Here is a 14,817-nt window from a genome sequence, read left to right as displayed (position 1 = left end):
TTTTCTCCCTCCTCTCACGATGTATTATTGTACCATTGTTCTTCTAGTTTTTCCTACTAGAAAGCAAAAACAAGCAGGATTTTTTATAATCACATAGAAGACTTTCTTACATTACATATTTTTTACAATTGTAACACAAATGAAATTTGAATTTTCAGTATTTGTTAATTATGATTTTAATTAGAGGCTTTCCATCTAGTTTCCACATCCTTGATTTCGGAATAAACGCCGTCTCGTACTGCGTTTACATTATATTTTCAAGGGGGTTATACAATGAGTCAACTAGCTGTAAATCTTCATGAAAAGGTAGAAAAGTTTCTTCAAGGTACAAAAAAGTTATATGTGAATGGATCTTTCATTGAAAGCGCTTCCGGTAAAACGTTTAACACACCTAACCCAGCAACTGGCGAAACACTTGCCGTCGTTTCTGAAGCTGGTCGCGAAGATATTCATAAAGCTGTCGTTGCAGCTCGCATGGCTTTTGACGAAGGTCCTTGGTCTCGCATGAGCACTGCTGAGCGAAGCCGGCTTATGTACAAGTTAGCTGATCTAATGGAAGAACATAAAGAAGAGCTTGCACAGCTTGAAACGTTAGATAACGGAAAGCCAATCCGTGAAACAATGGCAGCAGACATACCACTCGCAATTGAACATATGCGCTATTATGCCGGCTGGGCGACGAAAATCGTTGGTCAAACAATCCCTGTTTCCGGTGATTACTTTAACTATACACGCCATGAAGCTGTTGGTGTCGTTGGTCAAATTATCCCTTGGAACTTCCCGCTTCTTATGGCAATGTGGAAAATGGGAGCAGCGCTTGCTACAGGATGTACAATCGTTTTAAAACCTGCAGAACAAACTCCACTATCTGCCTTATACTTAGCTGAATTAATTGAAGAAGCTGGATTCCCGAAAGGTGTTATTAATATCGTTCCTGGATTCGGTGAATCAGCTGGACAAGCTCTTGTTAATCATCCACTCGTTGATAAAATTGCATTTACTGGTTCTACTCCAGTCGGTAAGCAAATTATGCGCCAAGCATCTGAAACATTAAAGCGCGTTACACTTGAGTTAGGCGGTAAATCACCAAATATCATCCTGCCAGATGCTGATTTATCTCGCGCGATTCCTGGTGCACTTTCTGGTGTTATGTTTAACCAAGGACAAGTATGCTCTGCTGGATCACGTTTATTTGTTCCGAAGAAAATGTATGATAATGTCATGGCTGACCTTGTCCTTTACTCTAAAAAATTAAATCAAGGTGCTGGCTTAAGTCCAGAAACTACAATCGGTCCTCTCGTTTCCGAAGAACAACAAAAACGTGTAATGGGCTACATCGAAAAAGGGATTGAAGAAGGTGCTGAAGTACTTTGCGGAGGAAGTAATCCATTCGATCAGGGCTACTTCGTTTCTCCTACAGTATTCGCTGACGTAAATGATGAAATGACGATTGCAAAAGAAGAAATTTTCGGTCCAGTTATTTCTGCAATACCGTTTAACGATATTGATGAAGTAATTGAACGTGCAAATAAATCACAATTTGGCTTAGCAGCTGGTGTGTGGACAGAAAATGTTAAAACAGCACACTACGTTGCAAGTAAAGTACGTGCTGGTACAGTATGGGTAAACTGTTATAACGTCTTTGATGCAGCATCTCCATTTGGAGGATTTAAACAATCCGGTCTTGGTCGTGAAATGGGATCTTACGCATTAAATAACTATACAGAAGTGAAGAGCGTTTGGCTTAACTTAAATTAATGAGAAAGAACCTGACCTATCCGGTCAGGTTCTTTCATTATGTATGTCTTTAAACTTGCAGTCCTCCGCTCACATTCAATACTTCTCCTGTAATATAGGATGCGTATTCTGATGCTAAAAAGGCTGCTGCGTTCGCAATATCTTCTGGCGTTCCAATTCTACCAACTGGAATCGCGCCAACCATCTTTTCTTTCACTTTATCTGGTATCGTTTTTGTCATATCTGTATCCATAAATCCTGGACAAATCGCATTACACGTAATACCAAAATTCCCAACTTCTTTCGCTGCCGTTTTCGTTAAACCTACAACGCCTGCCTTCGTAGCTGCATAGTTTGCTTGACCTATGTTTCCTTCTCTACTAATTGAAGATATATTAATAATACGTCCATACCCTTGTTGTCTCATGTAAAGGAGAGCTGGTTGCATACAATAAAAAACACCAGTTAAGTTCACTTGTAATACTTGTTCCCAAGCAGACTTCTCCATTTTATGTAACATTGCATCTCTTGTAATTCCAGCATTGTTCACCAAAATATGTAATGTACCGAATTTTTGAACCGCATATTCAATTAACGACTTCGCTTCATTTTGATTACTCACATCACATCGATATGAGCACACTTCATATCCTTCGTCCGATAACTCACGTGTCGTTTTTTGTAGCTTCTCTTCATTTACGTCGCTAATTAATACTTTCGCCCCTAGCTTTGCATACACCCTTGCAATCTCTTTTCCAATTCCCTGTGCAGCTCCTGTTACAACAGCTGTTTTCCCATTTAAAAACTCCATTCCTATCCCCCATTTCTATTACTTATACTGTATATTTCGGCTTTTTACTTTCCAATTCCTCTTTGTATAAAAAAGTCTATTTGTGTCAAACTAACTTTGCAACGTCGCATAAAGTGAAACTTTAATCAGTGGGGGGTTTTCTTCCCTCCACTGATTATTAGTTGAACCAATCGGACTTTTATGGGCAGTTGATCCCCCACCTAACTTCTTTGCTTTCGCTGAATTTTGAGGTGGGGTCTTACTGCCCATTAAAGCGGGATAAAGTGCAAGGAGATTGTGTCGAATGAACAAAAAAAATTTCAAACAAAACAAAGCTACTGATGGCATTGATGTAGAGTTCTCTCGTGAACTTGCTGACCACAATGACTTAGAAGCAAACGCACGTGCAAATGCCGCTGATGCACGTCAAAAACGCCAGTCAACTGAAAAATAAGGAAAGCACAACCTTATTCTTTTCAACAGGGACCTACTACCCAACAAAATAAACCGAGAGATATCTCTCGGTTTATTTTCTATATTTTTTTATATAGTGTGCCAAAGTAAGTAGTGGATATATATGAGCATAGCTATGGTAACGAATATAAAACCCTCCTGGTAAACCTGTTCCAGTAGGATATTTTTCATTCACATAAGGATTCGCAAGCAAATATGAAATACCTTTTCGAATAACTGGCGTCTCTATATCATAGTAAGAAATGAGAGCATCTAACGCCCATGCTGTTTGGGATGGTGTACTAAATGGTAAAGTAACGAACCTTTTCTCCACACTACTGTGGCATGATTCTCCCCATCCACCATCTTCATGCTGTATATGTTCAAGCCATAAAGCTGCTCGTTTTAATGATGGATTACTAGATGGAATTCCGAATGATCGTAATCCTGTCATAACAGCCCACGTACCATATATATAACAAATCCCCCATTTCCCATACCATGACCCATTCTCCTCTTGTACATTCATTAACCAATTTATCGCACTTTGTTTTTGTTTCTCAGGTAATGCATTTTGCGCATATGTCCCGAAAAACTCTAACACCCTCCCTGTAATATCTGGTGTAGAAGGATCTGTAATCATATCGCTTGCATTTTCGATTGGTAAATTTGCTAATATATTGCTCGTCACACCTTTTTCAAAAGCTCCCCACCCCCCATCATTATTTTGTAATCCTTTAACCCAATTAATCCCTTTCTGCCAAGCATTATCTACCTTTTCATTTCCTCTACTTCTTGCCAACACTCTTAGTACAGCTGTTGTATCGTCAACATCTGGAACTGTCGTATTTACATCTGAAAAACCCCAACCACCTGGAGTAAGCAACGGAGCATGTACGCTCCAATCAGCTTTTTTTGTATGCTGTTTTTTTAATAAATATGCTGTTGCATTTTGAAGCATTTTATTATCTTTCGAAACGTGGGCCTCTTGTAACGCATAGCTGAGTAAAGCTGTATCCCATACTGTTGAAGGAGAGTTTTGCAAGTGACTCCCTCTTTCCATCTTCCATATATAAGATGTTATCCCAGCTATAGCCTTTTGAATCAGTGATGATTGAGGAGAATGCCCTAACGCAAGTAAAGCATAAATCATATAAAACGAGGCAGTTGCGTAACTATATAACGTTCCATTTTCATCAATACGCTCTTTCATGAAACGTTCGACTTCCTCATATCCTTTATGATGTAACGAAAGTGGGTACGAGATAATTTGTTTTACATCACTTAATAACGTTTGAAACAACAGAGACCGATCCTCCCGAAACCATTCTCCGCCCCCGCCCGCAATGTGATTTAAATTTGGCAATAACTTTTTCCCTACTCGAAATCTTTTATTTAAACACACCATCATCGGAATTAAATGGATACGTGCTGAGCTACTCAATTCAAATATACTGAGGGGGGAATCATTCTGTAGAAACATAATTGGTGTTGGTAAATAAAAGAGTGAAGGATATTCATATTCTCCATGAATTGCTAATAAAAACTTCGTCATAAAATGAGCACGCGCCACGCCTCCGCGTTCCTTAATAAAATTTTCTGCTCGCTTCATGTTCGCATCTTCTTTTGTATATTTTTTCGAAGCAAGTAAGGCAGCATAAGATTGAATGGTAGCTGATAAATTACCTCCCACTTCATCTTCATACAATTTCCACGTTCCTTCATTTGTTTGAAGTGATGCTAACCTTTTTACAAACGGTTCTATCTCTTTATCTCTACCTAATAATTTTAATAAAAAAATCATATGGCAATCTGTTAATGGAGCTCCTTCAAAACAAAATCGCCACGTACCATCTTGCCGTTGCATCGTTTGAAGTGCAGTTGCTCTTCTCGCTATTTCTTCATACACTTTTTCATATAATAACAAGTTATTCACCCACCTTTCGAAATCCGTATAACGATATTCAAGAAGGTCGCTGAATATGTATGAATACAAAGAAAAGCAGAACATATAAAGTGAAACTTTAATCAGTGGGGGGTTCTTCATCCCCCACTGATTATCAGCCCTCACCAATCGGACTTTTATGGGCAGTTGCCCCCACCTAACTTCTTTGCTTTCGCTGAACTTTGAGGTGGGGGTCTTACTGCCCATTAAAGTCGGATAAAATGCTCTGCTCATAAACAATATCCTACTCCGACAATAATCCCTAATAAAGCACCAACTACTACTTCATACGGCGTATGCCCGACAAGCTCATTTAATTTCTTATATTCTGTTTGTCTACCGTGAAAAAACTCATTCAATATTTTCGCCTGTTTACTTACTGCCAGCCTTACTCCTGAAGCGTCATACATAACTATAATGGCAAAAATAGCAGCAATTGCAAATAAAGTACTTTCCACACCTTCCACAGCGCCAACACCTGTCGCCAGTGCTGTAACAGTTGAAGCATGAGAACTTGGCATCCCACCTGAAGCGAAAAACTTTGCAAAATCAAATTCACCCGTTTTGAATAATTTAAAGACTACTTTCGTTAATTGTGCTAAAAACCATGAAATTACAGCGGCCATAAGCGGATCGTTATGTAAAATTGTTTCCACGTTCTCAGCTCCCTACTAGCTATAATGGAAATCCTATAGTATCAGTATAAAGAAAAATGCGTAGAAAATACTACGCATTACGATACTTTTGCTGATTTATTTTTTATAAATTTCGGTTGTTTCTGCACTAAGAACTTTGTTTTCGCTACCGAGAATACAAATAATGCAACCCATATACAGAAAAATGCAATCATATGAGTAGATGTGAAATGTTCACCAAATACGAATACACCTAAAATTAAACTAATTGTTGGCGCAATATATTGTAAAAAACCTACCATATAAAGTGGAATAAGTTGGGCTCCTTTTGCAAAATAAAAAAGTGGTAACGCTGTAACAATGCCCGCTCCTATTAATAGTAATGTCGATAACATTGAGATAGAGCCAAATGAGCCAAAACCATGTACTCCTGTCATTACTAGATAAATAATTGCAAACGGCGTCACTAACATCGTTTCCATCGTAAGTCCAATTGTCGCATCATAGTTTAACAATTTTTTCGTTAATCCATATAAGCCAAATGAAAGGGCAAGTGATAAAGAAACCCATGGAATAGCACCGAAACGTACTGTTAAAATGATAACTCCTACTCCAGCTAAACCAACTGCAACGTATTGCCAAAAGTTTAACTTTTCCTTTAAAACGACTGTACCAAGTAAAATACTAATAAGCGGATTAATATAATAGCCAAGACTTGCTTCAATGACATGATTATGATTAACGGCCCATATGTAGACAAACCAGTTTCCACTAATCAAGACTGAAGCTATTGTTAATGACATTAATAATTTAGGTCGTTTAAAAAGATTCACGAACTCCCCAATAAACTGACGAAATCTCTTCGTAACACCTAATACTAGTAACATAAACACGAACGCCCAAACGATGCGGTGTGCTAATATTTCATCTGCAGGGACTTCCTCAACCCATTTCCAATAGATTGGTAGTATTCCCCACATCATATACGCACCAGCCGCATATATAATCCCTTTTTTTTGCTGTGCTGATTGACTCCCCATCTTCCTTTTTCTCCTCTTCTCATTTTTTCTCCATTATACGGTTTTACATGCTCACTTTACCAATAATCAATCTGCATTTCTTTCGACATTTCTCATACAACGAATAATAAACATACCGTTATTACAACAAGTAACGGTATGCCGAAAACAAATTTCTTTTTATGAGTTTTATGATGAAACATATACATACCGATCCAAGCTCCAACTGCTCCCCCAGCTGTTGCTGATAAAAACAACGTACTTTCTGGCGTTCTCCACTGTTTCTTCTTCGCTTTTCGTTTATCAAGCCCCATAAGGCTAAAAGCTATAACGTTAATAATAAGAAAATAAATCCATTTCATCGCTTTCTCTCCCTATGAAAAATTCGCTTAATGGTAACATGAAAAAACGATGAAAACAACTGAAGAACGCTTTTTATTGATTAGTTACCTTCATATTTACATAGCCAATTAAACAGAAAGATGTTATGGGCAAAATCTTATATTTCATTCCCTTCACCCACTACCTTAGCATCGAAAAAACTTCTCTCAATCTCTTTTTCATCAAAATGAAGAACTACGATTAGCCCCACATATAAAGAAACGAAATTTAGAAACCATTCCTCATTATCATCTTTCTTAGCTAAACATTTAAATATCTCTTGAAATTGCATACGCTCGTCTACAGCAATAATCGGTCGCACGCCAAAATATTTCAATACAAGATGTAGGTTTAGCTGCACGGATAATGATAAAATATACTTTAATAGCTCCGTATAATGAGCAACATTTTTTTGACTATATAACTTCACAAGCTCTTGATGTAAAGTAGAAATCGATAATTCTTCTTTAGTCACTTTTGTTGCGTCTATCATTTCAATCATCTTTTTCATATCCATTACATTTACCCCTCCTGTTACAAAACAAAAGCCAAAGTGTATTTATTTTATAATCAGCAATAATTGAGTATTTCTCGCCTCTCTTTCTTCTTCACTTACTAAGTCATACTTTTTTAAAAGGTGAAATACAGCATTTAACATTTCTTGTGAGTGATTACCTTGTAAAAAATTTTTTAACCCTTTAAAAATCTCTTCAGTTAAAAAACTCTTTTGACTTTCAAGTTTATTCATTACATCTTCAATAGAATGATCGATATTACACGCCATAAAAACCCCTCCTCTATCCTTTATAAATAATATCTTCTGCTAACGATGTAAACACTTCTCCAACAAGAGAATCTTCATCATATACAGATGAACCGCTATTTTCTTCACGTTTTGCAAAAGGTACTTGTGCGATTACTTCTGTTTGCAATTGTTCTGCTAACATTTCGCCACCGCCTTTTCCAAACAGATAATTTTTCAATCCATCTTGTTCTTCATAATAAGCCATGTTTTCCACAATACCTAAAATCTCGTGTTTCGTATGTTTTGCCATTACGCCTACTCTAGATGCTACGAATGAAGCAACATTATGTGGTGTTGTAACAATAATTTCTTTCGCCTGCGGAATCATTGCTGCAACATCAATGGCAACATCTCCTGTACCAGGTGGTAAATCAAGAAGTAAATAATCTAATTCTCCCCAGTGCGTATTCGCAAGGAAGTTTTGAATCCATTTATTTAACATCGGTCCGCGCCACATAACCGGATTATTTCCTTCTGTAAAAAATCCCATCGACATGATTTTAACACCGTGACTAATAACTGGAATTGCTGTTTGATCAATCATCGTTGGTTTTTGATGCGTTTCCATCATAGCTGGAATGCTAAAACCATATATATCTGCATCTAATATCCCCACTTTTTTGCCCATACGAGCTAAAGCCGTTGCAAGATTAATTGTTACAGTTGATTTTCCGACTCCACCTTTTCCGCTCGTTACAGTAATAAATCGTACTCCTGAATCAGGACGAAGCATGCTCGGCATACCAGTTTCTGTTCTACTATTTTTCTTTAACTTTTCTGTTAGCGCAGCTCGTTCTTCTTGTGTCATAGAACCAAACGTCAAATCTACTTTAGATGCACCAATTGCCTGCAGAGACTCTTCTACATCTTGTTGAATTTTTGCTTTTAACGGACAACCTTGAATCGTTAGCACTACTTCAAGTTTAACCTCTGTTCCATTCATTTGTATATTTCTAACCATGTTTAACTCTACAATACTTTTGTGTAATTCTGGATCCTCTACATGTTTTAACGCATTCATTATTTGTTCTTGAGTAATCATAGAACTCATCCCTTCTCGTATTCTAATTTATCCGACTTTAACTAATAATCAGTGTGGGATGAAGAAACCCCCCACTGATTAAAGTTTCACTTTATATACAACATCTTCTTGTCGTTGCAAGAAACACTTATTATCCACCACTAACAGGCGGGATGAATGCGACGATATCTTCAGCTTGTATCATCTCGTCATTCGTTACAAACTCTTCATTAACAGCCACCATCACTTTATCAAACGATTGTAAGCTATAATTTGCTTTGAGCCATTCTTTTAATTGTTGCACTGTCATTTCTTGTTTTTCTGAAATTACGAATCGATCTAATCCGACTTCCTCACGCAAATTTGCAAACAGTAAAATTGTAATCATTTTCTCATTCTTCCTTCTTCGGTTTTCCTGCTGGATATGGTGTATTTTCAAGTTGATCTCCAATCCACATCGTCCCATCTTCCCAAAATTCTTTTTTCCATATTGGGACGATTCGCTTTATACGTTCAATTGCGTATTCATTCGCTTCATAAGCTACTTTGCGATGCGGTGATGAAACTGCAATGACTACCGCAATATCCATTATTTCTAGCCGGCCTACTCGGTGAGTAATTGCTACTTTTGCATCCGGCCATCTTTCACTAATTTCTTCACCAATTCTCATAAATTGCTTTACTGCCATCGGTTTATATGCTTCATACTCTAAATGTAGCGTTCGTTTTCCTTTTGTTAATTCTCTCACTGTACCAATAAAAGTTGTAATCGCACCTGCCTCTCTTCTTGCAACTTTATTCGTTACTTCTTCAACTACAATCGGTATATCAACAATCTCAAATAGCACTTGTCCCATTGGAACCACCTCTCACTTTGCGAAATGTCCAAGGCCATTCACTACCTTCGTTATCTTCCAATAAAAGAACATCCACAAACATATCTTTTTTATATCCTCTTGTCCCACCTGGTAATACGATAAAAACATTCGATTCTGCTAATGAAGAGACCGAACTAGATTTATCAAATCCTGAAGGACAAGCAATTAACTGACCTTCGTTATATGTCAGTTTCGCTCGTACAAATCTTGTAAATGGATTTGGCTTTAGAAAGTCTTCTCCTAATAACGCTTTTTCTCTCTTTAAATGTGCTTTTTCACTAAACATATACGTCCGAATACAAGGTCTTACAAATAATTCAAACCCTACGTAACAAGCAGATGGATTTCCTGATAAACCAAATAATAACTTGCCATTTAATTGTGCTACAGTCGTAACACTTCCTGGCCTCATTGCAATTTTATTGAAAAGAACAGATGCACCTAACTTTTCATATATAGCTGGTAAATAATCGTAATCCCCTACTGATACACCGCCTGTTGTAATGAGCATATCTACTTGGCCAAGCGCTTCTTTTACAGCTTTGAAACATGTATGAAAATCATCGCTAAACTTCCCAAAATATTTTACTCTTCCGCCCGCTCTTCGAATTTGAGACAATATCATATACGTATTACTGTTTCGGATTTTCCCTGGTTGTAATGAATCGTTTACGTCCAGTAATTCACTTCCAGTCGCTAATAGTCCAATTACAGGCTTTCTAGCCACCGGTACCTCGCTATACCCAAACGTAGCAAGAAGAGCTGAAATACCTGGATGAATGTATGACCCTTTCTTTGCAAGAACCGTGCCTTTACGAGCATCTTCACCTTGAAAAGAAATATTGTCGCCCGTTTTGAATGATCGCTTCACTTCCATATATTTGTTGCCATCCTCCTCATATTGACGAGTTAGCTCTAACATAACAACCGCATCACACCCATTCGGAATTTGCGCTCCTGTCATAATTCGAACTGCTTGAAATGGACCTACTTTCTCATCGAATAGCGATCCTGCACCGATTTCACCCACTACTTCAAATACAATTGGCGTTTCATAACTTGCTAAATCCGTATCTTTTGCTCTAATAGCAAATCCGTCATACGGCGAACGATTAAATGACGGCACATCATGGTCAGCTACTAAATCCTCTGCTAATATACGTCCATAAGCTAATTCAATAGGTAGTAGCTCCTTTAATCCTTTATGAGCAAATCCCATTACTTTACGAACAGCTTCTTCAACCGTAATTGGCACTCTTCTTTCCATTATTGACAACCCTTTCTATTAACCGAATACACGATAATATAATTGTTTCGCTTTCGAAATATCATTTGTACCATGAATGAAAACGCGACCATCTCGAAAAATAACAACGCGGTACTCATCTATTTGGCAAGATAGTAAATACGGATTCCGATCTACTTTCCCCACTTTTTTTAATACTTTTTCTATATCATCAAAATGGTTTTTTCTATTGTCTACTGGTCTAATTTGAACTGTATTTCTTCCACATAAAGCAGCTACCTTCGTTTGATTTTCGTATGATAAATAAGGATAAATGCGATTCAAACCGCACGAAGAGCAATTGTCTGTCTTGATTTTCCCTAGTTTTATAAAATGGTTTTGATTACTCCATATATCAAATATGAAAAATGTTTTTCTAATTGCTGCAAAATCTTCTACTAAAATTTTGAGTGCTTCCGCCACTTGATATGCTGCGACGATTTGTACAGTCGGGCTAATAATTCCAGCTGTATCACACGTCACACCTGTAACTGGAACGTTTTTCAGCACACAATGTAAACACGGTGTCTCTTGCGGAATAATTGTATAACACATACCGTACGAGCCAACGCAAGAACCATATACCCACGGGATATTATGTTTTTGTGATAAGTCATTTATTATAAATCGAATATCGAAATTATCTGTTGCATCAATGATTACATCGACATTTTCTAATAGCCCTTCCAAGTTTTCTACACATGCATCCATTACGAAAGCATGTATTTGTACTTCCGAATTAAGTTTTTCTAGCCGATTTTTAGCAGCAATTGCTTTTGGCAATTTCTCTCTTGCATCTTGTTCAGAGTACAATTGTTGCCTTTGTAAATTACCCCATTCAACGTAATCGCGATCTATAATCGTCAACTTTCCAATACCTGCACGTACGAAACTTTCGGCACTTGCACTTCCTAATGCGCCTACTCCTACAATTAACACATGTTTATTTCGAATTTTTTCTTGCCCTCTACTCCCAATTGGTTTAAACAAATGTTGTCGTGAATACCGCTCAGCCATTACATACCCTTCCTCTCACGAACTCTATTTCATATTTGAATGTTGTTTTTGATAACAAGCAAAGTACGCAAATCCAACAAAACCAGCTCCGCCAATTACATTTCCGATAAAGACAGGAACAAAATTTTTAGCAAGATCCATCCATGTCAGATGACCTGCAAAAATAACTGCTGAGATGACAAACATATTTGCTACCACTTGCTGAAATCCAATCACTACAAATGCCATAATTGGAATCCAAATTCCGATTATTTTTCCGACAAAATCACTCGTCCCATAAGCGAGCCAAAGCGCCAAACAAACGAGCCAATTACACCCAATTGCTAAAATTAAAGTTCTCCCAAATGATTCATGTAACTTTCCTTCTGCTATCGCTACTGTTTTATTTAAATAATCTCCCTCTGTTAATCCGCCAAGATGCCCGAAACAATACGCTACGAAAATAGCTCCTACAAAATTCATGAAAGTAATCCAAATCCAGTTATTTAGCACACTAACCAATGTAATTTTCTTTGCATATAGCGCCATAGATAGTGACATCATATTTCCGGTAATTAATTCTCCTCCTGCTAATACGACGAGCATGAGTCCAACAGGAAAAACCGCTCCTCCTAAAACATTCACTAAACTCCCCCAGCGCTCAGGCAAATTACCTAAAACGCGAATGTTAAGTAAAAAACCTAGCGAAATAAACGCTCCTCCTAAAAAACCGAGAATAAGCATTGCTGGCAAGGTCTGACTTACTTTTTGAACACCGGCCTCAATTACAAGCTCAGCAATTTGTTCCGGTTTATGAAATGCCATTACTAATTCCTCCATTTTCTCCAAATAAAAAAGCAGCTTCAAAAAACCTCCTCAAAATAAAGGTTTTTGAATGCTGCTTAATTTCTCTGCACATCTTTTACAGAGAGATCAATCATCACTTTTACTATAAAATAGAAAATCTACAAACGTTGCACATCTTCCATTTTGTATATACTGCATCATAGTCTCACGCTTATATATCAACCACCAATATGTGACATTTCAATTTTAGGTGCTCTTTTTTTACTTGTATGACTTAAGCGTTCATCTGAATAACGATCTTCTCGTTTGTTCCATATATCGCGTACGACATCTGTTATTTCCTCGTCAGTGTATTCAGATCGAAGCAGTTCTCTCAAATCATTTCCTTTAGAAGCGAACAAACAAGTATATAACTTTCCTTCTGCAGAAATACGGGCTCTCGTACATGAGGAGCAGAAGGAGTCTGTTACTGATGAAATAATACCTAGTTCTTCATCACTTCCAATATAACGATAGCGAGTCGCAACCTCTCCTGCATAATTCGCTTCTATTCGTTCTAATGGCATAACTTGATGAATCGTATCTACTATTTCTTGTTTAGAGACAACCTCTTTTAAATCCCAACCGTTATAATTTCCAACGTCCATATACTCAATAAAACGAAGAATATGTTTATTTCCCTTAAAGTATTGTGCCATCTGCAAGATGTCCTGTTCGTTTTTCCCCTTTTGAACGACCATGTTTATTTTAATTTTCATACCGACTTCAGCTGCAGCTTGTATTCCTTCCAGAACCCTTTGTACTTTGCTTCTATTACCATTCAAATAGAAAAATCGCTCTTCTTCTAAGGAATCTAAACTAACTGTCACACGTGATAAACCCGCCTTATATAAATCAGGAGCAAACTTTTTAAGTAACGATCCATTAGTTGTTAAACCGATATCCTCCACACCATCTATTTTATTCAGGCGCTCGATAAGCTGCGGAAGACCTCTTCGAAGTAACGGTTCTCCGCCTGTAATCCGTAATTTTCTAACACCTAAAGAAACGAAAATACGTGTTATCCTTTCAATTTCATCAAAAGATAAAATTTTATCATTAGACAAAAACGAGTAATCAGGACCAAATATTTCTTCTGGCATACAATATCGACAGCGAAAATTACAGCGGTCAGTAACTGAAATACGTAAATCCTTTAAAGGACGTTGTAGTTTGTCTAATGTGACAGATTTCATATTTATTGCCTCGCTTTTACTTATTTTATATTTAAAACACGCTCCGGATGCGTATATACATTTAAGGATTGATTCCGAATAAATCCTATCGTAGTAATACCTAGTTCTTCAGCTAACTGCAAAGCCAACTCAGTTGGAGCTGATTTTGACAGTATAATTTCACAACCAATTTTTGCAACCTTCAATAGTATTTCCGAAGAAATACGACCACTAAAAACAATGATTTTATCTCTTATAGAAATATTATTTTTTAAGCAATAACCGTAAATTTTATCTAACGCATTATGTCTACCGATATCCATTCGACTTAAAATAATACCATTCACATTGCACAAAGATGCATTATGAACGCCACCTGTATGATGAAATGTCTCTGCAGATTGCTGCATTTCTTTCATTAATCGAAAACAGTCTTCTGCAGTAACCTGTACATGAACGCCATTCATTTTCTTTGCGCTTAATGCATCATTTGCAAAAACAAACCCTTGTCTACTCATACCACAGCATGAAGTAATATAACGTTTATTTTGCATTTGTTCGTAATACGGATTTACTTTTGCCGTCGTGACATGTACAAATCCTTCTTTCTCTTGTACCCATATGTCATCAATATCTTCATACTTCCGAATAATTCCTTCAGATGCTAAAAAGCCTATTACCATATCTTCTATATATTCTGGAGTACTAACCATTGTAACAAACTCCTGTCCGTTCATTTTAATCGTGACTGGAAACTCTGTTACAATGCTGTCCTCTATATATTTAAACGCCCCTTGTTCATAACGAAAGATTTCTCTTTCTACCTGTATCGGTTTCACGATCAGTATCCT

The 14,817-nt window shown here is 37.2% G+C and carries 17 protein-coding genes; 2 read left to right on the top strand and 15 right to left on the bottom strand.

Annotated elements, in window-relative coordinates:
* Positions 1-273 precede the first annotated feature (273 nt).
* Entirely contained in the window at positions 274-1,758 is a 1,485-nt protein-coding gene (gene dhaS / locus ACTFRS_RS00800) for an aldehyde dehydrogenase DhaS (RefSeq protein ID WP_042514765.1), read from the top strand.
* A gap of 49 nt (positions 1,759-1,807) precedes the next feature.
* Here dhaS and fabG read toward each other — a convergent pair whose 3' ends face one another.
* The gene (gene fabG, locus ACTFRS_RS00795; protein ID WP_000395028.1) at positions 1,808-2,548 is read right to left on the bottom strand and encodes a 3-oxoacyl-ACP reductase FabG; all 741 of its coding nucleotides are present in this window, start codon (positions 2,546-2,548) and stop codon (positions 1,808-1,810) included.
* Positions 2,549-2,831: 283 nt separating this feature from the next.
* Between fabG and ACTFRS_RS00790 the strand changes: the two genes are divergently transcribed.
* Complete coding sequence (locus tag ACTFRS_RS00790) at positions 2,832-2,981, top strand: YfhD family protein (protein WP_001035808.1); 150 nt, start codon at positions 2,832-2,834, stop codon at positions 2,979-2,981.
* 72 nt (positions 2,982-3,053) lie between these two features.
* Here ACTFRS_RS00790 and ACTFRS_RS00785 read toward each other — a convergent pair whose 3' ends face one another.
* The 14 genes from ACTFRS_RS00785 to fdhD all read right to left on the bottom strand — a co-directional run bounded on the left by ACTFRS_RS00785 (position 3,054) and on the right by fdhD (position 14,805).
* A complete protein-coding gene (locus tag ACTFRS_RS00785) occupies positions 3,054-4,907 on the bottom strand; it encodes a terpene cyclase/mutase family protein (RefSeq protein WP_242293536.1) in 1,854 nt (617 codons plus the stop codon).
* A 248-nt stretch (positions 4,908-5,155) separates the two neighbouring features.
* Positions 5,156-5,581, bottom strand: coding sequence for a divergent PAP2 family protein (locus tag ACTFRS_RS00780; RefSeq protein WP_242293535.1), 426 nt, complete (start codon positions 5,579-5,581; stop codon positions 5,156-5,158).
* Positions 5,582-5,658: 77 nt separating this feature from the next.
* Positions 5,659-6,600 carry an EamA family transporter RarD gene (gene rarD, locus ACTFRS_RS00775; protein ID WP_440024506.1) on the bottom strand — a complete coding sequence of 314 codons (942 nt, stop codon included), beginning with the start codon at positions 6,598-6,600 and terminating at the stop codon, positions 5,659-5,661.
* Between the two features lie 92 nt (positions 6,601-6,692).
* Positions 6,693-6,941, bottom strand: coding sequence for a DUF1294 domain-containing protein (locus ACTFRS_RS00770; protein ID WP_000871352.1), 249 nt, complete (start codon positions 6,939-6,941; stop codon positions 6,693-6,695).
* Positions 6,942-7,078: 137 nt separating this feature from the next.
* On the bottom strand, positions 7,079-7,477 hold the full coding sequence (locus ACTFRS_RS00765; RefSeq protein WP_139866289.1) for a hypothetical protein: 399 nt from the start codon (positions 7,475-7,477) through the stop codon (positions 7,079-7,081).
* 42 nt (positions 7,478-7,519) lie between these two features.
* On the bottom strand, positions 7,520-7,744 hold the full coding sequence (locus ACTFRS_RS00760) for a hypothetical protein (protein WP_440024508.1): 225 nt from the start codon (positions 7,742-7,744) through the stop codon (positions 7,520-7,522).
* Positions 7,745-7,757: 13 nt separating this feature from the next.
* Entirely contained in the window at positions 7,758-8,807 is a 1,050-nt protein-coding gene (locus ACTFRS_RS00755; protein ID WP_242293533.1) for a P-loop NTPase, read from the bottom strand.
* A 130-nt stretch (positions 8,808-8,937) separates the two neighbouring features.
* Positions 8,938-9,174 carry a molybdopterin converting factor subunit 1 gene (gene moaD / locus ACTFRS_RS00750; protein WP_440024510.1) on the bottom strand — a complete coding sequence of 79 codons (237 nt, stop codon included), beginning with the start codon at positions 9,172-9,174 and terminating at the stop codon, positions 8,938-8,940.
* Between the two features lie 4 nt (positions 9,175-9,178).
* Entirely contained in the window at positions 9,179-9,643 is a 465-nt protein-coding gene (gene moaE, locus ACTFRS_RS00745) for a molybdopterin synthase catalytic subunit MoaE (protein ID WP_242293532.1), read from the bottom strand.
* Positions 9,624-10,931 carry a molybdopterin molybdotransferase MoeA gene (gene moeA / locus ACTFRS_RS00740; protein WP_440024512.1) on the bottom strand — a complete coding sequence of 436 codons (1,308 nt, stop codon included), beginning with the start codon at positions 10,929-10,931 and terminating at the stop codon, positions 9,624-9,626. The genes moaE and moeA overlap by 20 nt, the downstream gene beginning before the upstream one ends.
* 18 nt (positions 10,932-10,949) lie before the next feature.
* Complete coding sequence (locus ACTFRS_RS00735; protein WP_440024513.1) at positions 10,950-11,966, bottom strand: molybdopterin-synthase adenylyltransferase MoeB; 1,017 nt, start codon at positions 11,964-11,966, stop codon at positions 10,950-10,952.
* A gap of 24 nt (positions 11,967-11,990) precedes the next feature.
* Positions 11,991-12,770 carry a formate/nitrite transporter family protein gene (locus ACTFRS_RS00730; protein WP_000864003.1) on the bottom strand — a complete coding sequence of 260 codons (780 nt, stop codon included), beginning with the start codon at positions 12,768-12,770 and terminating at the stop codon, positions 11,991-11,993.
* Between the two features lie 200 nt (positions 12,771-12,970).
* Positions 12,971-13,987, bottom strand: a complete 1,017-nt coding sequence (gene moaA, locus ACTFRS_RS00725) for a GTP 3',8-cyclase MoaA (RefSeq protein WP_318160467.1) — start codon at positions 13,985-13,987, stop codon at positions 12,971-12,973.
* Between the two features lie 20 nt (positions 13,988-14,007).
* The gene (gene fdhD / locus ACTFRS_RS00720; RefSeq protein WP_139866297.1) at positions 14,008-14,805 is read right to left on the bottom strand and encodes a formate dehydrogenase accessory sulfurtransferase FdhD; all 798 of its coding nucleotides are present in this window, start codon (positions 14,803-14,805) and stop codon (positions 14,008-14,010) included.
* Positions 14,806-14,817: the final 12 nt, after the last annotated feature.

This window comes from Bacillus cereus group sp. MYBK139-1, from assembly GCF_051916915.1.
In the GTDB taxonomy this organism is placed as follows: Bacteria; Bacillota; Bacilli; order Bacillales; family Bacillaceae_G; genus Bacillus_A; species Bacillus_A pacificus.
This window is presented reverse-complemented; position numbering and strand designations above follow the sequence as displayed.